This window comes from Mycoplana ramosa (assembly GCF_041930185.1).
GTDB classification, from domain to species: Bacteria; Pseudomonadota; Alphaproteobacteria; order Rhizobiales; family Rhizobiaceae; genus Mycoplana; species Mycoplana ramosa.
The window spans coordinates 156,332-174,849 of the sequence record NZ_JBHEEW010000008.1 but is presented as its reverse complement, the minus strand read 5'-3'; the positions used below and the strand labels follow the sequence as shown (position 1 = coordinate 174,849).

Annotated in this window: 16 protein-coding genes; 11 read left to right on the top strand and 5 right to left on the bottom strand. The window is 63.8% G+C overall.

Annotation, left to right across the window (positions count from 1 at the left end; translation table 11 throughout):
• Positions 1-87 precede the first annotated feature (87 nt).
• The 3 genes from JNC62_RS12475 (at position 88) to JNC62_RS12465 (ending at position 3,087) form a co-directional block, all read left to right on the top strand.
• Positions 88-1,302 carry a pyrophosphate--fructose-6-phosphate 1-phosphotransferase gene (locus JNC62_RS12475; RefSeq protein ID WP_374839194.1) on the top strand — a complete coding sequence of 405 codons (1,215 nt, stop codon included), beginning with the start codon at positions 88-90 and terminating at the stop codon, positions 1,300-1,302.
• A gap of 97 nt (positions 1,303-1,399) precedes the next feature.
• A complete protein-coding gene (locus JNC62_RS12470; protein ID WP_374839193.1) occupies positions 1,400-2,035 on the top strand; it encodes a LysE family translocator in 636 nt (211 codons plus the stop codon).
• Between the two features lie 131 nt (positions 2,036-2,166).
• The gene (locus JNC62_RS12465) at positions 2,167-3,087 is read left to right on the top strand and encodes a lytic transglycosylase domain-containing protein (protein ID WP_445482865.1); all 921 of its coding nucleotides are present in this window, start codon (positions 2,167-2,169) and stop codon (positions 3,085-3,087) included.
• 5 nt (positions 3,088-3,092) lie between these two features.
• Here JNC62_RS12465 and JNC62_RS12460 read toward each other — a convergent pair whose 3' ends face one another.
• Positions 3,093-4,484, bottom strand: a complete 1,392-nt coding sequence (locus JNC62_RS12460) for a serine hydrolase domain-containing protein (protein ID WP_374839189.1) — start codon at positions 4,482-4,484, stop codon at positions 3,093-3,095.
• Positions 4,485-4,640: 156 nt separating this feature from the next.
• On the opposite strand from JNC62_RS12460, the gene JNC62_RS12455 reads away from it, so the two are divergent.
• The 6 genes from JNC62_RS12455 (at position 4,641) to JNC62_RS12430 (ending at position 10,894) form a co-directional block, all read left to right on the top strand.
• Complete coding sequence (locus JNC62_RS12455; RefSeq protein WP_374839187.1) at positions 4,641-5,888, top strand: BtaA family protein; 1,248 nt, start codon at positions 4,641-4,643, stop codon at positions 5,886-5,888.
• Positions 5,888-6,565, top strand: a complete 678-nt coding sequence (locus JNC62_RS12450) for a class I SAM-dependent methyltransferase (protein ID WP_374839186.1) — start codon at positions 5,888-5,890, stop codon at positions 6,563-6,565. Before JNC62_RS12455 ends, JNC62_RS12450 begins: the two co-directional genes overlap by 1 nt.
• 142 nt (positions 6,566-6,707) lie before the next feature.
• Entirely contained in the window at positions 6,708-7,364 is a 657-nt protein-coding gene (locus JNC62_RS12445) for an outer membrane protein (protein WP_374839184.1), read from the top strand.
• A gap of 166 nt (positions 7,365-7,530) precedes the next feature.
• Positions 7,531-8,307 (top strand): glycoside hydrolase family 25 protein, encoded by a 777-nt coding sequence (locus tag JNC62_RS12440; protein WP_374839182.1) that lies wholly within the window; start codon positions 7,531-7,533, stop codon positions 8,305-8,307.
• 135 nt (positions 8,308-8,442) lie between these two features.
• Positions 8,443-9,657, top strand: a complete 1,215-nt coding sequence (locus JNC62_RS12435) for a lytic murein transglycosylase (RefSeq protein ID WP_374839180.1) — start codon at positions 8,443-8,445, stop codon at positions 9,655-9,657.
• 289 nt (positions 9,658-9,946) lie between these two features.
• Positions 9,947-10,894 (top strand): DMT family transporter, encoded by a 948-nt coding sequence (locus JNC62_RS12430; protein WP_374839179.1) that lies wholly within the window; start codon positions 9,947-9,949, stop codon positions 10,892-10,894.
• A 476-nt stretch (positions 10,895-11,370) separates the two neighbouring features.
• Here the strand turns inward: JNC62_RS12430 and metF are convergent, their stop codons facing one another.
• From metF to JNC62_RS12410, 4 genes are all read right to left on the bottom strand, one after another.
• Complete coding sequence (gene metF / locus JNC62_RS12425) at positions 11,371-12,288, bottom strand: methylenetetrahydrofolate reductase [NAD(P)H] (RefSeq protein WP_374839177.1); 918 nt, start codon at positions 12,286-12,288, stop codon at positions 11,371-11,373.
• A 1-nt stretch (position 12,289) separates the two neighbouring features.
• Entirely contained in the window at positions 12,290-13,303 is a 1,014-nt protein-coding gene (locus tag JNC62_RS12420; RefSeq protein WP_374839175.1) for an ArsR/SmtB family transcription factor, read from the bottom strand.
• A gap of 440 nt (positions 13,304-13,743) precedes the next feature.
• A complete protein-coding gene (gene ettA, locus JNC62_RS12415) occupies positions 13,744-15,393 on the bottom strand; it encodes an energy-dependent translational throttle protein EttA (RefSeq protein WP_374839173.1) in 1,650 nt (549 codons plus the stop codon).
• Between the two features lie 186 nt (positions 15,394-15,579).
• A complete protein-coding gene (locus JNC62_RS12410; RefSeq protein WP_374839171.1) occupies positions 15,580-16,206 on the bottom strand; it encodes a ribonuclease T2 family protein in 627 nt (208 codons plus the stop codon).
• Between the two features lie 321 nt (positions 16,207-16,527).
• Here JNC62_RS12410 and JNC62_RS12405 point away from each other — a divergent pair, with 321 nt between their 5' ends.
• Both JNC62_RS12405 and JNC62_RS12400 read left to right on the top strand, forming a co-directional pair.
• Positions 16,528-17,487, top strand: a complete 960-nt coding sequence (locus JNC62_RS12405; protein WP_374839169.1) for an alpha/beta fold hydrolase — start codon at positions 16,528-16,530, stop codon at positions 17,485-17,487.
• Positions 17,484-18,437 carry a DMT family transporter gene (locus JNC62_RS12400; protein WP_374839167.1) on the top strand — a complete coding sequence of 318 codons (954 nt, stop codon included), beginning with the start codon at positions 17,484-17,486 and terminating at the stop codon, positions 18,435-18,437. The genes JNC62_RS12405 and JNC62_RS12400 overlap by 4 nt, the downstream gene beginning before the upstream one ends.
• Positions 18,438-18,518 lie beyond the last annotated feature (81 nt).

Here is an 18,518-nt window from a genome sequence, read left to right as displayed (position 1 = left end):
CGGTTATGTACTGATCGGTGATTCCCCTGTTGCGGAATCTGGAGTAGACATCCGCCGACCGACCTGATCGTTCGGCGAGGAGGTATCATGGCCAATCAAAAAGTTGCAATGCTCACCGCAGGGGGCCTGGCGCCCTGTCTCTCATCCGCAGTGGGCGGGCTCATCGAGCGTTACACCGACATCGCACCGGAAATCGAGCTGATCGCGTATCGGTCGGGATACCAGGGCGTGCTGTTGGGCGACAGCATCGAGATCACGCCGCAGATGCGCGAAAAGGCCTACCTGCTTCATCGCTATGGCGGCTCGCCGATCGGCAACAGCCGCGTCAAGCTGACGAACACTGCCGACTGCGTCAAGCGCGGCCTGGTCAAGGAAGGCGAAAACCCCTTGCGCGTCGCAGCCGAGCGGCTCGCCCGTGACGGCGTGACGATCCTGCACACGATCGGCGGCGACGACACCAACACGACGGCGGCCGATCTTGCGGCCTATCTGGGCGCCAACGGCTACAACCTCACCGTGGTCGGACTGCCGAAAACGGTCGACAACGACGTCGTGCCGATCCGGCAGTCGCTCGGCGCCTGGACGGCAGCCGAAGTCGGCGCCGGCTTCTTCGACAACGTCTCCAACGAACAGAGTGCTGCCCCGAAGACGCTGGTCGTGCACGAGGTGATGGGACGGCATTGCGGCTGGCTCACCGCCGCGACCGCGCGCGCCTACATGCAGAAGACCGCCGGCAACGACTATGTCGAGGGCTTCCTGATGAATGCGCAGATGAAGAACATCGACGGCCTGTACCTGCCTGAAATGACCTTCGACCTTCAGGCCGAAGCCGAACGCCTGAGAAAGGAGATGGAGAGGAACGGGTTCGTCACCCTGTTCGTGTCCGAAGGCGCCTGCCTCGACGCGATTGTCGCGGAGCGGGAAGCGGCCGGCGAGACCGTCAAGCGCGATGCGTTCGGCCACGTGAAGATCGACACGATCAATGTCGGAAACTGGTTCTCCAAGCAGTTTGCCGCCCTCCTCGGCGCCGAGCGCGCGATGGTGCAGAAGTCGGGTTACTATGCCCGTTCCGCCCCCGCCAACCGCGACGACCTGCGGCTGATCCAGAGCATGGTCGACCTCGCCGTCGAGAGCGCCCTCAACAAGGTCTCGGGCGTGACCGGTCACGACGAGGGCCAGAACGGCAAGCTGCGTACGATCGAGTTCCCGCGCATCAAGGGCGGCAAGCACTTCGATACCAGCGTGCAATGGTTCGGCGACATGATGGACGCCATCGGCCAGAAATGGACGCCGGCCGGCTGAGGACCATAAGGGGCCCCGGACCTGAGATTGCATCTTGACGCCGTCTCGCGCAGATGGCTTGCTCCCCTGAACCAACGTTCAGGGGAGCTTTCATTTCATGTCCTTCGAGCACTGGCTCGCCTTTGCCGCAGCCTCCTCCATCATGTTGGCGATCCCCGGACCGACCATCCTGCTCGTCATCTCCTACGCACTGGGACACGGTCGCAGAACCACCGGCGCGACCGTCGCCGGCGTCGCCCTCGGCGACTTCACCGCCATGACCGCCTCGATGCTCGGCCTCGGCGCGCTGCTGGCGACCTCGGCTGCAATCTTCACCGGCCTGAAGTGGATCGGGGCAGCCTATCTCGTCTGGCTCGGCATCAAGCTCTGGCGAGCGCCGATCGCCGGAACGGATGGCATGGACAACGGAAGGGCGACGGAAGAACGACCGTACCGAATCTTTGCGCATGCCTATGTCGTGACGGCGCTGAACCCCAAGAGCATCGTCTTCTTCGTCGCCTTCCTGCCGCAGTTTCTCGACCTTTCGCGGCCGGTCCTGCCGCAAATGGTGATCTTCGAGATCACCTTCCTCGTGCTCGCCACGGCGAACGCCACGGTCTATGCGCTCATGGCTTCGGCGGCACGCGGCACCATCCGCAAACCCAGTGTCCAGAAGGTGGTGAACCGCGTCGGCGGATCGCTTCTGATCGGCGCCGGGCTGCTGACTGCCGGGCTTCGACGGGCGGCGGCGTGACACTTGCGCGGCGTCTCGGGTTGCCCGAGGCCGCGCGATCGGCTATTTGACGGGGCACGGTCGAAGCGCCGTTGATTTGCATCCACGCCGGAAACGCTCCGTTTCCGAGCCTCAAGGCAGAACGAGAGCGACTGATGACGGACAGATTCCCAATCTCTGCAAAGCGTTTCCTGTCGGCCGGGTGCGGCACCGCCCTGCTGGTGTTGGGCGGCTGCGCCAGCGTGATCGAGACCCCGGTCGAGGAGATGGCTTCGGCGCAGACGGTGATGCCGATCGCCAAGCCCGGCACGGAAATGACCGCCTACGCGCTGCCGGCCCCGCTTGCCGATCCGGCAACGGAAAATGATGGCGCTCAGGCCCTGACGGCAGCCATCGAGGCGACGCGCGCAAGCAACGCCGAACTGACGCTTGCCTCGGCCGCGCCCTCGCCCTCGCCCGCCGAAGGCGACGTCGCTCAGATCGCATCGGCAATTCCCGTTCCGACCAGTGCCACCCCCTCCTCCCAGAAATTCATGCCGGCCTCGTTTGAAGCTGCGGTGATGGAGCCCGGTTTCGACACCGGCGAACCGGAGGGGCTCGAACAGTTGGTCGCTTCGCACCAGATCATCCCGATGGCCAAGCCGACCTTCCAGCCGGTTGCGTTTGCAGCGCCCCAGGCCCAACCGGGTGCTCCCCAGGCTTCCCAAGCCTTCGAGAAATCCGGAACGCCGATAGACGCCCTCGTCACCAAATACGCAGCACTCTATGAGATCCCTGAAGCGCTGTTGCATCGCGTGATCAAGCGCGAAAGCCGCTACAATCCCAAGGCCTATAGTCGGGGCAATTACGGCCTGATGCAGATCCGCTACAACACGGCCAAGGGCATGGGGTACACCGGCACCCCGGACGGCCTGTTCGACGCCGAGACAAACATCAAGTACGGCGCCAAATATCTGCGCGGCGCCTGGATGGTGGCCGACAACCAGCACGACGGCGCCGTCCGCCTTTATGCCAGCGGCTACTACTACACCGCCAAGCGCAAGGGTCTTCTCGAGGAAACCGGCCTGAAATAGGCGGCTCACGCCCCGCGGTCGGCCCCACGGTCGAGCGTGTCGACGATCCGTTTCAAAAGTTCCTGCGGCCGATAGCGGAGAGCGGCGGGCGTCAGTCCGAGGCGGACGACGGCAAGGTTTCTGGACGGAATCAGCGCGATCGCCTGACCGTCATGGCCGAGCATCCAGAACGTATCCTGCGGCAATCCGTATTGCGCGTTCGGCACATCGCCGGGCCCGTGAATCCAGCTTTGCGCGTGGCTGTAGGCACCGTCAGAGACGGACGTCGGCGTTCCCATCGCCTTTACAAAACCCTCCGGCAGCAACCGCACTCCCTTCCACTGGCCGTCATTGAGCAACAGCTGGGCAAAGCGCGCCCAGTCGCGTGCCGTCGCATACATGTAGGACGAACCGGCAAAGATGCCCGTCTCGTCCGTCTCCATCACCGCGCTGCGCATGCCGAGCGGTGCGAACAGAGCCGTCGCCGGATAGGACAGCGCCTGCCATCGATCCCCGAGCGCATTCATGAAGACGTGCGAAAGCAGGATAGCGGTCCCGCTGGAATAGTTGAACTTTTCGCCCGGATTGGCCGCAAGCGGAAACGAGGCGGCAAACCGGGCCATGTTCGGCTCCAGAAACAGCATCCTCGTCACATCGGTGACATCGCCGTAGTCCTCGTCGAAGGCCAGGCCGCTCTGCATTGCCAGCAGGTCGGCAACGGTGATCTTTGCGCGCGCGTCGGCCTGCCATTCAGGAAAGAGACCCGCCTGCGCCGGCGACAGTCGCCCTTGCTGCATCAGTCGGCCGACAAGTGCCGCATTGACGGTCTTGGTCAGCGACCAGCCGAGCAGCGGCGTATCGGCTGAGAATCCGTCGCCATAGCGTTCGCCGACGAGCTGGCCGTCATGGATCACCACGACGCCGCGCACGCCGGGGCCGAGCAATGCCGGATCGTCCAGAATGCTTGCGATGCGAGGATCGGCGTTGCCACCCCCGCCCTCCGGCCACGCGAGATCGGCGGGCTCCGGCGCGACCTTCGGAAGGGAGACCTCGGCCACCCCCTCTCGGGCGGCCAGGACATCGCCGTCCGGCACCGATGTGCAGCCGAAGCCTTCGCGGTAGGCCGCATATCCCGGCGCAAACAATCCGAGCAGCGACGCGGTGACGGTCATTTCCGAGTAATCGACGGACTGGCGCATCAGCCGCAGCAGCGGATGGCCCGGCGCCTGCACGTCTTCGAGCACGACGGCGGGATCCCGCCGGGCGAGAAAGACGTTGGAGCAAACGATCTTGGCCGCATAGGACGATCCCACCCGCAGCAGCTCCGGCGGCTGAACGATCAGCCAACTGCCTGTGATCGCCAGAAAGACACAGCCACCGAACAGTGTCCTCGCCGCAGCCCGCCAATATCGTGCCATTGCCTGCCCTCGTTCGCACGCAGACAATCAAAAATTGGCCTCCAAGAAAAGCCCCAAGGATACCATTGCGGCGCTCGCAATCCCGCGGGCCGCAGTCATCAAACTGTAGCGCACGACAGCTATCGCTTCGACAGATCCACCGAACGAGATGGTGCTATGAGCGAACTGGCCAGGAACGCGGGATACGGGCGCAATAAAAAGCTGAAGGCGGCACTGCTTCAACACCGTGCCGGCACACTGGAGGGGCTCTCCGAACGCCTCTTCGGATTGCTCTTCTCCGGGCTCGTCTACCCACAGATCTGGGAAGATCCGGCCGTCGACATCGAAGCCATGGAACTGTCCGCCGGACACCGGATCGTGACCATCGGTTCGGGTGGCTGCAACATGCTCGCCTATCTGTCCCGCGCACCGGAAGCGATCGACGTCGTCGACCTCAATCCCCACCATATTGCTCTGAACCGGCTGAAGCTGGCAGCCTTCCGGCATCTGCCGTCGCATGCCGACGTCACCCGCTTCCTCGCTGGAAACCACGCGACGAACAACCGCGAAGCCTACTCCATGTTCATCGAACCGATGCTCGATGTGCAGACGCGTGACTACTGGAACGGTCGTGACGCTTTCGGCCGACGCCGCGTCGACGTCTTCACTCGCAACATCTATCGCGCCGGCCTGCTCGGTCGCTTCATCCTGCTCGGCCACATCGTCGCGCGGCTCCACGGTCTCGATCCGCGCGAGTTTGTCGAGGCCCGTTCGCTGCGCGAGCAGCGCCAGTTCTTCGAGACCCGCATCGCCCCCCTCTTCGATCGCCCGCTGATTCGCTGGATGACGTCGCGCAAGGCATCCCTGTTCGGCCTCGGCATCCCGCCGCAACAGTTCGACGAACTCGCGAGCCTCAGCGAGGACAACTCGCTTGCGCCGGTCCTGAAGCGACGCCTTGAAAAGCTGACCTGTCATTTCCCGCTGAAGGACAACTATTTCGCCTGGCAGGCATTTGCGCGGCGCTATCCGGAGAAGCAGGAAGGCATGCCGCCGGATTATCTGCGGGCCGACCATTACGCTGCGATACGCGCCAATGCCGGCCGGGTTCGCGTCCATCACGCAAGTTTCACCGAGCTTCTGGCCGCCAAGCCGGCAGCGTCGGTCGATCGCTTCGTGCTGCTCGATGCCCAGGACTGGATGAACGAAAACCAGATCAATGCGCTCTGGAGCGAGATTTCCCGAACCGCTTCACAAGGCGCGATCGTCATCTTCCGAACGGCAGCCGAAAAAAGCATCCTCGACGGCAAGCTCTCGCCCGCCCTTCTCGATCTCTGGACCTATGAGCGCGAGCGCTCTGTCGCGCTTGGCATGCGGGACCGCTCCGCCATCTACGGCGGCTTCCACATCTACCGGAAGCGGGCCTGATGTCGGCGGACCCCGATCTTCGCCAGATGCAATCCGCTACCAGCCACGCCGAGCGGATGGACCGGCAGTATCGCTATCAGCGCCACCTCTACGACCTGACGCGCAAATACTATCTGTTCGGTCGCGACCGGCTGCTCCAGCAGATCTCGGCAAAGGCGGGACAGTCGATCCTGGAGGTGGGCTGCGGTACCGGGCGCAATATCGAGCAGATGGCGCGCCTGTACCCGCGTTCCCGCTTCTTCGGCCTCGACATCTCGAAAGCGATGCTGGAGACGGCGCACAGGCGATTTGCCCGCGAGGCGGCAACCGCGCCGCAACTGCGTGTCGCCGATGCCGCGAGTTTTTCTGCCGGCGAGTTCGGCGAAACCGGTTTCGATCACATCGTCATTTCCTATGCCCTCTCGATGATCCCCGCGTGGGAACGCGCGATCGAATGCTCTCTCGCCGCGCTGAAGCCCGGCGGATCGCTGCATGTCGTCGATTTCGGCCAGCAGGAGCGCCTGCCGCGCCTCTTCCGCCGCCTTTTGCGGGGTTGGCTTGAGCGGTTTCACGTCCATCCACGCGCCGACCTGTTCGAGGTGATGCGCAGCGCAGCGGAGCGTAGAGGCGCAACGCTGCAGACGGCGACGCCTTATGGCGGCTACGCCTGGATCGGTGTTGCAAAAATGCCAGCCTGACCGGCGATCTGCCGCAACCCGCCTGACTGCCCGAATTTGTGCTTCTTTCTGTGTGACCCCTTCGGCGTGAGAGGGGTTGTGTATCTCGTTTGCTGACGCTTGGGGCTGCGTTTGCATGGTTCGAAGCAGAAGGAAGACAACCATGAAATCACTCTACATCGGTGCTGCCGCACTTGTGTTCGCCACTGCGGCAACGTCGGTCCGGGCGGCCGATCTCGCCCCGGTCGAGGCTCCGGTGGCGCCAGTGATCACCGAAGTCTCGGGTATCTATGACTGGAACGGTTTCTATGTCGGTGCGATGACCGGCTACGGCTGGACCGATGCCGAAGCGGATGGCTCAGGCGACTCGGTCAGCCCGGGTTTGGATGGCTGGGCCCTCGGCGGCTACACCGGCTACAACTACCAGACGGGTCCGTGGGTGATGGGCCTTGAAGGCGACGTGAAGTACGACTGGAACAGCGACAAGTTCGACCTCGGCGGCGTGCCGATGGAGCTCGAGACGAACTGGAGCGGATCGCTGCGCGCCCGTCTCGGTTATGCGTTTGATCGTACGCTGGTGTACGGGACCGGCGGCTATGCCTTCACCAACGCCGAGCTGACCGATCGTCAGACCGGCGACAGCGACGACAAGACCTTCAACGGCTGGACGATCGGCGCCGGCCTCGAGCACGCGTTTACCGATAACCTGATCGGCCGCGCCGAATATCGCTACACCGATTACGGCGACAAGAACCTGATGGGCGTCAACACCGACCTGAGCAGCAACTCGCTCATGCTCGGCGTCGGCTGGAAGTTCTGATGACCTCGCGGTGGCCGGCCGGCGGACCTCAGTGCCGGCCACTGCGCCCAGTCACTGGAAAATTTGCCACAATCAAATGAGAGGGGCCTCGCGCAGCAAGCGCGAGGCCCTTTACCGAATCTCAGGTGACAGGCAGTATCCCGGAACTTCTCTAGCTAGGACGTTCATGCGCCGGTTCATTGTGGCCCTCCTGCCGCTTGCCCTCCTCACGGCATCGTGCTCGATGACCGACTACGATCTCGTCTCCACCCCATCGACGCAGCCGCGCTTCAAGGACAAGGATCCCCAGGATTTCGGCTTGCGCACCCCGCATGCGCACGAAGTGCACGGCATCGACATATCCAAGTGGAACGGCGACATCGACTGGCCGACCGTGAAGGACTCCGGTGTTTCGTTCGCCTTCATCAAGGCCACCGAAGGCACGGACCGGATCGATCAACGCTTCGACGACTACTGGCGCGGGGCAAAGACCGCCGGCGTTGCTCACGCGCCATACCACTTCTACTACTTCTGCTCGACGCCCGACGACCAGGCGGACTGGTTCATCAGCAACGTGCCGAAGAGCGCCGCACTGCTGCCGCCGGTGCTCGATGCCGAATGGAACCCGGCATCGCCGACGTGCCGCAAGCGCCCCCCGCCCGAAGTCGTGCGCGCGGACCTGCAACGCTTCCTCGACCGGATCGAATCCCACTACGGCAAGCGCCCGATCATCTACACGACCGTCGATTTCCATCGCCAGAACATGGTCGGCTATTTCGGCAACTATCATCTCTGGCTGCGCTCGGTTGCGGACCATCCGGACAATGTCTATGGCCGCAAGTGGACCTTCTGGCAATACACCAGCACCGGCGTCGTTCCCGGTATCAACGGTGATACCGATATCAATGTCTTTGCCGGCTCGGCCAAGCACTGGGACAGTTGGGTGGCCGAGGTCGCGAAGTAGAAACGCCGACCTTCGCCGACACGCGTGGCTTCACGAAAGATTTGATCTGACGGCGACGAATCGCCGCCGTTTTCGTTCTTGCTTCCGTCACATTAATCTGAGAAGCCGGGGCAACCGAATGAAAGGACCCCCACGATGCAATCGAGAATTCTGCCGATCGGCGCCCTCTTGGCGTTGTTTCTTTCCGGCACTGCTCTTGCGCAACAGAACAACACTCCGGCCGAGCCTACCCCCGTGGCCTGTGGCGGCGATTTCAGCGCCTTCCTGCAGGGCGTGAAGAGCGAGGCCGTTGGCAAGGGCGTGTCAGCCGACGTGGTCGATCGCGCGCTCGCTGGCGCAAGCCTGGACCAGAAGGTGCTTTCGCGCGACCGCGCTCAGGGCGTCTTCCGGCAGACGTTTCTGGAATTTTCCAAGCGCACGGTGAGCCAGTCGCGCCTCGACATCGGCCGTAAGAAGCTGCAGGAACTGTCCGACGTCTTTCAGCGCGCCGAGCACGAGTTCGGCGTTCCGGGCCCGGTCATCGCCGCCTTCTGGGCCATGGAAACGGATTTCGGCGCCGTTCAGGGCGACTTCAACACCCGCAACGCGCTTGTGACGCTGGCGCACGACTGCCGCCGTCCGGAACTATTTCGCCCACAGTTGATCGCGGCGATCGAGATGGTGCAGCACGGAGACCTTGATCCAGCGACGACGACCGGCGCATGGGCAGGCGAAATCGGCCAGGTGCAAATGCTGCCCAAGGACATCATCGCCTTTGGTATCGACGGCGACCGCGACGGCCACGTCAATGTCAAGCAGAGCGCCGCGGATGCCATCCTGACGGCGGCGAAGTTCATTCAGCATCTCGGCTTCACCAAGGGGCAACCCTGGATTCAGGAGGTCGCACTGCCGGAAAACCTCCCCTGGGAAAAGACCGGCCTGCAGCCCGGCATGACCGCGGGCGACTGGTTCGCGCTGGGCGTAAGGCCACGCGACGGCGACACCCGCTTTGCAAACCTCGCCTCGTCGCTGGTGCTGCCGCAGGGACGCAAGGGCCCGGCGTTCATCACCTATCCAAACTTCGACGTCTATCTCGAATGGAACCAGTCGTTCATCTACACGACGTCGGCGGCCTACTTCGCCACCCGCCTCGCCGGCGCTCCCCCCTATGAAAAAGGCCAGCCGGAGCAAGGGCTGGACGATAGCAGCATGAAGGCGCTGCAGACGCGCCTTGCCGAACTCGGCCACGACGTCGGCAAGATCGACGGCATTCTCGGTTACGGCACGCGCACCGCGATCCAGAAGGAACAGTTGCGCCTCGGCATGCCCGCCGACGGCTGGGCGACCCCCGCCCTGCTCGGCGCGCTTTGAACCGCGCATGCCGGGCCGGCTCGCCCGGCGGCGGCACGCCCCCCACAACACGGCGCCGCGGACTCCCGCGGCGCATTTTTTTTGCTGTGTTCGTTCGGAGCGAAGCGCAAGGCTGGCTTTGTGCAGCACCTTCAAACATGATCACGCCGACCGCTGCTCCGCACTGGAATCGGGTGGTTGCCGCGCGCCCGGAAGGCTAACTCGGACATCAGAGGCAAACCGCCATGCGGCAAAGCGACATCGCGTCCTGTGCCACAGGCGCAATACGACAGCAGAAGGTGACGCCATCATGAACCAGCACGCAAGCCTCAACCCGGGCTACACGATGACGCCCAAAACCTGGGCCATGCTGTTCCTGCTGGGCCTGATCTGGGGTGGCTCGTTTTTCTTCGCCCGCGTCGCCGTGCAACACATAACGCCGATCACGCTCGTGCTTTTGCGGATCGGCATCGCAGCGCTTGCGATCCATCTCTATCTTGCCGGGCGCTTCGGCCTGTATCCGGTGCTGCGGCAACGCTGGCGCGAGTTCCTCGTCATGGGGCTGATCAACAATGTCGTCCCGCACATCCTCATTTTCACCGGCCAGACCCAGATCGGCGCCGGGCTGGCGGCGATCCTGAACGCGACGACGCCGATTTTCACCATTCTCATCGCCAATCGGTTGACCGCCGATGAGAAGATGACGCCGGCCAAGGTCATGGGCTGCCTGGTCGGGCTTGCGGGGACGGCCGTTTTGGTCGGTCCGCGCGCCATTGCGCCCTTCACCGGCGAGACCGCGGGGCCGCCGCTCTGGTCGCTGCTGCTGCCGCTTGCGGCCGCAATGTCCTATGGCTTGGCTGGGACCTACGGCAAGCGGTTTCGCGGCGTCGCCCCACCTGTGACTGCGGCCGGCCAGTTGACCGCTGCCGCCGCCGTTCTCCTGCCGCTGGCGCTCCTTGTCGATCACCCCTGGACCCTGCCGATGCCGCCGATGAATGTCGTGCTGTCAGTCCTGGCCCTGGCGCTCATTTCTACCGCCTATGCCTACATTCTCTTCTTCAGAATCATGGCGGCCGCCGGCGCCACCAACACCTCGCTCGTCACACTGCTCGTGCCGCCAAGCGCAATCGTCGCCGGAATGCTCTTTCTCGGCGAACAACTGTCGCCGACGGGCGCTACCGGCATCGTTCTCGTGCTCTTGGGTCTTGTCATCCTCGACGGCCGGGCCTTGAAGCGGTTTCGCCCTTCAGGCGCTTAGCGCATCTAGCCCCGACTGTGGTGGCGCGGATGTGAGGGAAGGCATCGTTGCGGCGGACCCCGATTCGCCCAGCGCGGCCTGGAACCACCTCACGCACGTTAACGCTCGCGAAACTTTTGTGAATTTTCCGTGACCGGAAATTCGGATGAAAGAACAATTGTTTAGGCCTGTGGAAAAAGTGTGGCGAGCCCTGTGATACCGCAGCGCAACACACAAACAACTTTTCAAGCGCGATTTTTACGCCTTATTATGGCCACGCAACGCAAGGAGGTAAGCCATGGGACTCACACATTCCTTGAATGTTCTGATGATCAGTGCAGCGTTCCTCTTCGTCGCCGGCATGATTTTCATCTGAGCGGCAGCGTCGTCCAAAGGACAAAAACGCAGAGAAGTCATTCTTGACCCATCACGAAACGCATGACCCCGCCAGGTCATGCGTTTTTTACGTGGCCTGCCGGGCTGATGGCCACGTGCTCTCACGCGGCAGCGCCTGCCGCCGTCTTTCGCGCCGTGTTTTCCCGACGCTCGAACCCCACCTGGTCAAGCACCGATGCCACGAGCGCCGACCGGTTCATCGTGTAGAAGTGGAATTCGTCGACGCCCAGCGCGATCAGCCCTTCGACCTGACGGGCCGCCAGTTCCGCGGCGACCCTCGCCCGCTCGTCGGGCTGGCCGTCCAGCGGCCCGAGGCGATCGGCAAGCCATTGCGGCACCGTCGCGCCGCATAACCCCGCGAATTTCTGCACCTGGGCGAGATGATGGACCGGCAGGATGCCCGGCACGACCGGAATGCCGATCCCGGCCGCACGGACCCGCTCGAGGTAGCGCTCGTAGTGGACGTTGTCGAAGAAGAACTGCGTCAGTGCCCGGGTTGCGCCCGCATCGACCTTGCGCTTCAGCATATCGATGTCAGCCGCCACGTCGAAGCTTTCCGGGTGCTTCTCCGGATAGGCAGAGACCGACACCTCGAAATCGCCGATCGCGCGCAGTCCGGCGACCAGTTCGGCGGCATTGGCGTAGCCGCCCGGATGCGGCCGGTAGGCGGCACCGATGCCGCTGGCCGGATCGCCCCGCAACGCGACGAAATGGCGGACGCCGACAGCCCGGAACTCGTCGATGACGGCGTGCACGTCCTCCTTCGTAGCGCCGACGCAGGTCAGGTGTGCCGCCGCTGACAGCGGCGTGTCACTGATGATGCGCGCCACGGTGGCGAGCGTCGGCGCGCGCGTGGACCCGCCGGCCCCGTAGGTGACCGAGACGAAACTCGGTGCGTAGGCGGTCAACGCGTCGATCGTCTCCCAGATCTGGCGCTCGGCCTCCTCGGTCCTTGGCGGAAAAAACTCGAAGGACAGCGTGGGGGCGCTGCGTTGGCGCGCGGTCAGGCCATTCGTCATCTCAATTCCTCCCGCCAATGGCGATGAGTGGTTCGGCGCCATCGGCGCCGTCCGCGGGTCTCTGATCGCGCGCCAGCCAAATGGTCACCGTCAACGCCTCCGGCCCGCTGTCGGCGGGGTTGAGATCGATCGTCTTTTCGAGCGCCAGGCCCGCCTGCTGCAGCCAGTCCGCAACGATCTGGTGGGAAAACCCCAATCGCAGATGGGCGTGCTCGTCGCGCAAATGCTCGATTTCGTGCGGGGCAAGATCGATGATCACCAGCCGCCCGCCCGGCCGGAGCATGCGGGCGGCTTCGGCAATGGCGGCGTCCGGTTCGTCGAGAAAATGCAGGACCTGATGAATGGTCACCACGTCGAACTCGTCGCGCTCCAGCGGCAGGTTGAAAATGTCGCCGTGCCGGATCGACGCCTTGGTGATCCCGGCGCGGTCCAGATTGGCGCGGGCAACAGCGAGCATGTCACGACTGGCATCGACGCCGACACCGCGCCGATAAAGCCCCTCAAACAGTTGCAGGATGCGGCCTGTGCCGGTGCCGAGGTCTAGGAACGCATCGACCGGCTGATCCCCGATCAGCCGCAGGAGCGCCGCCTCGACCTCCGCATCGCTCACATGAAGGCGACGCAGTTCGTCCCATTCGGCGGCATTCCGGCTGAAATAGGCCTGCGCCTTTTCCGCGCGTGCCTTCTTCAGCACCGCAAGCCGTTCCGCGTCCCTGGACAGGATCGGGTCGGCGCCGTCGATGCGGTCGAGCAGCAGTCGTGCCAGCGAGACGGCGGCACCCTCGTGCCTCAGCCGGAAATAGGCCCAGGCGCCCTCCTGGTAGCGGTTGATCAGCGCCGCCTCGGCGAGAAGCTTCAGATGCCGCGAGATCCGCGGCTGCGACTGGCCCAGGATATCGGTCAGATCCGTGACCGTCAGATCGCCGCGGGCGAGAAGCGCCAGGAGGCGCAGCCGCGTCGATTCGCCCGCCGTCTTCAGCACTTCCACGGTGTCGTCCAAGCCGAGCTTCGCCATTTGCGCCCCTCAATCCAATCAAGACATAAAGATATGTTTATGTCACGGATTGCGCAAATGCAAGCCGCAATCTCCACGGCTCGGCGGCGAAGCCGGGAATACCGTGGACAATGCCAAAAGAGCGGTTCGGCCGGACACGAACTGGGCATCCAGCCCTGTGCATCAACAAAATCAACGAGATGCCGACAGAACGAGGTGCTCGCCTGTCGGCCGCGCATTCTTCGGAGGAGGCGGCCTGAACGGGTCGCCACGGCCCTCGGCGCCGGACTATCCGCGCCCCATCTGTCGCAATGAACGATCGAGCCGGCCCGATCGCGCCATGCCCGCAATCACAGGCCGCAATGACAAGCCGCCACGGGGTATCCACCGTGGCGGCTTGATGGAGATGAGCGCAGAGCAAGCGGCCGCTGGGCGGACCCGCATCCCCTGCCCTTTGATCCTCAGCGGGTCAGCCGCTTGTAGGTGACGCGCTTCGGATTGACCGAATCCGGGCCGAGCCGGCGAATCTTGTCCTGCTCGTAGTCCTCGAAGTTGCCCTCGAACCATTCCACGTGGCTGTCGCCCTCAAAGGCGAGGATGTGGGTCGCGAGGCGGTCGAGGAACATGCGGTCGTGGCTGATGATCACCGCGCAACCGGCGAAGTTTTCGAGCGCGTCCTCGAGGGCGGCCAGCGTTTCGGTATCCAGGTCGTTGGTCGGTTCGTCGAGCAGAATGACGTTGCCGCCGGCCTTCAGCATCTTGGCGAGGTGGACGCGGTTGCGCTGGCCGCCCGAAAGCGTGCCGACCTTCTGCTGCTGGTCGCCGCCCTTGAAGTTGAAGGCGCCGCAATAGGCGCGCGAGTTGACCTCGTGCTTGCCGAGCTTGATGACGTCGTTGCCGCCGGAGATTTCCTCCCAGACGGTCTTGTTGCCGTCGAGCGCGTCGCGGCTCTGGTCGACGTAGCCGAGATCGACCGTATCGCCGATGCGGATCTCGCCGCTGTCCGGCTTTTCCTGGCCGGTGATCATGCGGAACAGCGTCGTTTTGCCGGCGCCGTTCGGCCCGATGACGCCGACGATGCCGCCGGGCGGCAGCTTGAAGGTGAGGTTCTCGATCAGCACGCGGTCGCCGTAGGACTTCGTCAGGTTCTCGGCTTCGATGACCACCTGGCCGAGACGCTCGCCGACGGGGATGACGATCTGCGCGTCGCCGGGACGGCGGTCGGCCGCCGCCTTGACCAGTTCGTCATAGGCACGGATACGGGCCTTCGACTTCGCCTGCCGGGCTTTCGGGCTGGAGGCGATCCATTCCTGCTCGCGGGCAAGCGCCTTCTGGCGCGTGGCTTCCTCGCGGCCCTCCTGCTGCATGCGCTTGGCCTTGGCCTGGAGGTAGGCCGAGTAGTTGCCCTCGTAGGGGATGCCGCGGCCGCGGTCGAGCTCGAGAATCCAGCCGGTGACGTTGTCGAGGAAGTAGCGGTCGTGGGTGATCATCAGCACAGCACCCGGATATTCGCGCAGGTGCTTTTCCAGCCAGGCGATCGTCTCGGCGTCGAGGTGGTTGGTCGGCTCGTCGAGCAGCAGCAGGTCCGGCTGAGACAGCAGCAGCTTGCAGAGCGCGACGCGACGCTTTTCACCGCCGGACAGATTGCCGACGTCCGCATCGCCCGGCGGGCAGCGCAGCGCATCCATGGCCATCTCGACCTGGCTTTCGAGGTCCCAGAGGTTCTGGCTGTCGATGATGTCCTGGAGCTTGGCGCCCTCTTCGGCCGTCTCGTCCGAATAGTTCATCATCAGCTCGTTGTAGCGGTCGAGGATCGCCTTCTTGGCGGCGACGCCCTCCATCACGTTTTCCAGAACGTTCTTCGCCGGATCGAGCTGCGGCTCCTGCGGCAGGTAGCCGACGGTTGCACCCTCCGCCACCCAGGCCTCGCCGGTAAACTCCGTGTCGAGGCCGGCCATGATCCGCAGCACCGTCGACTTACCGGCGCCGTTGGGGCCGAGAATGCCGATCTTCGCGTCCGGGTAGAAGGAAAGGTGAATGTTCTCCAGAACCTTCTTGTTGCCGTAAGCCTTGTTGAGCCCTGCCATGTGATAGATGAACTGTCGTGCCATTGCGCGCCTGCTCCGCATTCGAAGAAAATTTGCCCGCTATGTAGGCGAATTCCCCCGCAGCGGCAATGCAGCGGCACCAAGACAGTGGGAATTGTCGCAGCAGCCCGAGCGCTCGGACATTGACAGCCGCTGTGGCAGTGAAGCAGAGGCGATCGGGCGCAGGCAACGCACCGCCCGACGGATGGATCAGTCACCACCCGCCCGAGCCACCAGGCCGCCGGTGCATCTGGATTTGGTGGCCGAAGCGCCCCGAATGAGACCGCCGAGGTCCCCCTCGTCCGCCTTCAGCCCGATGGTCAACCCGGTGACGATCCTCTCGTCGCCGATCGTGCGGCAGCGCAACTGCACGCGCTCACCGGTCCCCGCGCCGAATGCGGCATCAAAGGCGGCAGCGAGTTCGGCGATCGTCACTGCCTTGCCCGCCTTCGCCTCGAAAAAGGCGCCGACCGCAGAGGTGTTGACGGCGTCCAGCATCTCCAGCGATCGTCCGTAGTAATCCTCCGCCGTCGCCGCATGGCAGGTACCGTTCATCACCCACTGATGCCGGTCGAGCCCGGAGGCGACGCCGGGCATGGCTGTAGCAAGCCGCATTGCCGTCGTCTCGGACAGTGCCAGCTTGGGCAGATCCGTCCATTTGCTGGAGCGGTGGCGCTTTTTCAGCTCCGCATCGATGCCGCAGTAGCTCTTCTTGACCCGCCATAGCCCGTGCAGCGACAGACGTGTCGCCTCCTCAGCGCCCTCCGGAGGCCGGACGCATTCTGGAGCCTTCGGCTTCGTCAGGCAGAAACCCGGGTGCCAGGTCAGTGCCAGCACATGAGCGGTCCTGGGCTTTCCACCGCCGGCCTCGGGTTCGCCCGGCAGGGTGACCGCAGCCGCGGGTGCCGCCAACACAAGAAGGAGCAATGTTGCAGTGATTCGCGCGCATGTGGATCCGGGCCTTGCCATGACACCTCCCCCAAAACAGAACAAACCATAAACATTAATTAACATTTGCGGGAGAATTGCAACCTGAAATTTTGATGACGAGAGCTGGCGGCGATTGCGCCCTGCACCCGCACCAAGTGCAATTTGCATTTCGGAGGAAAATCAATTTCATGCTTTCACCGCCAGTCTCCCCATGTCGCCCGGAGCACCATGTTCAGCACAACCCAGCACCTGCAAAGCCCGACGGGGGCGAGGCTCGCCTATCGCCACGAGCCGTCGCGCGGTCCGGGCACAGGCGCGGTCCTGATCAGCCATGGGCTTGCCGAGTATTCGCGCCGCTACCAGGCCTTCGCAGAGCGCCTGGCAGCGGCGGGCTTCCACGTCTATGCCCACGATCATCGCGGACACGGTGAAACAACCGCACAGGACGCGCCGATCGGACGCTTCGCCGATCGAGACGGATTTCATCTTGCGCTGGACGACATGGCCGCGATGCGCGCGCTGGCCATTGAAGACCATCCGGGATCTCCGATCATCCTGTTCGGCCACTCGATGGGGGGACTTCTCGCGCTTCTGTTCGCAGAAACGCATCCCGAATTGATCGACGGACTTGCCGTCTGGAATTCCAACCTGAACCCGGGCGTCGCCGGCCGCGCTGCGCAAGCCATCCTCCTGGCCGAACGGATGTTGAAGGGATCGGATGTGCCGAGCGGGATCTTGCCAGAGCTCACCTTCTCCGCGTGGGCGAAGAAAATTCCGCACCGTCGAACCGACTTCGACTGGCTCTCGCACGATGCGGCGGAAGTCGACCGGTACATCGCCGACCCGCTCTGTGGCTTCGATGCCAGCGTCTCGCTCTGGATCGATGTCTTTGCCATGACGTTTGCCGCCGCGAGCAGGAAGGCGATCGCGCGCCTGCCGGTCGGATTGCCGATCCATCTCGTGGGTGGCGACGAGGACCCGGCGACCGATTTCGGCCGCGCCGTCGCCTGGCTCGGTGACAGGCTGAAAATGGCCGGCCTTGCCGACGTCACCTGCCTCGTTCACCGAGGCTTGCGCCATGAGACGCTGCTGGAGCGGCAGGACCTGCGAGAAATGCCGATTGCGGATTTTTGCAGCTGGTGCCAAAGGATTGCGCTGACTGAACGCCGAACCGGTAGATCCAAATGACCGCACATGCATCGCCATCTTCGTCCGCTCTCCGTCAGGAGGTGGGGCTCGGGCTTGTCCTGATGGTCATCTCCGTGCTTGTCGCGCCGGTTATCGACCTCTTCTCCAAGCTTGCGGTGGCGGAGGTTCCCGCGGCCGTGATCACCCTTTGCCGCTTCATCTTCCAGGCGCTGACACTTCTGCCGGTCGTTCTCTGGCGCGGCACCCTGCTCGACCTGACCTGGAAGAAATCGGCCCTGCATGCGCTTCGCGGCCTGATGGCCGCGACCGTGATGATCACGTTCGTCATGGCTCTTTCCGTGATGGAGATTGCAGACGCACTCGCGATCTTCTTCGTCGAACCGATCATCCTGACGATCCTGGGGGCGATCTTCCTGAAGGAGACGATCGGCTGGCGGCGCTATACCGCCTGTGCCGTGGGCTTCCTCGGCGCCCTGCTGGTGATCCAGCCAAGCATGCAGGAGGTCGGACTGTTTGCGTTGCTGCCGGTCGTTTCCGCGTTCGGGCTGGCGGTGTTCTACCTGATCACGCGGCTGGCCGCGCAGAGCGAGGACCCCTGGTCGATGCAGCTGCATACCGGCCTCTGGGGCGCAGCCTTTGCCGCGATCGCGCTTCTGGTCGGCAGCCGTTTCGGCTGGACGGCGTTCACCCCGGTCATGCCGCACGGCGTTTCCACGCTGTTCATCATCTGCGCCGGCATCGCCGCCACCATTTCCGGCATTTTCGGCGCCTATGCCTATCGCAGCGCCCCGGCATCGGTGCTGGCACCGCTGCAATATCTGGAGATCGTCTCGGCCACCATTCTCGGTTGGTGGGTGTTCGGCGACCTGCCCGATCCGCTGAAATGGGGCGGGATCTCGATCATCATCAGCTCCGGCCTCTATGTGATCTGGCGCGAGCACCAGTTGAGAAAGCGTCCGACCATCCCCGCGATGCCGCCGCTCGTTTGAACCGAACGCAGCGCGATTAAGTCCGGACGCGCATCAACCCATGCCCGGTTGATGCTATCTCGCGATGCGCCTTTTTGTTAT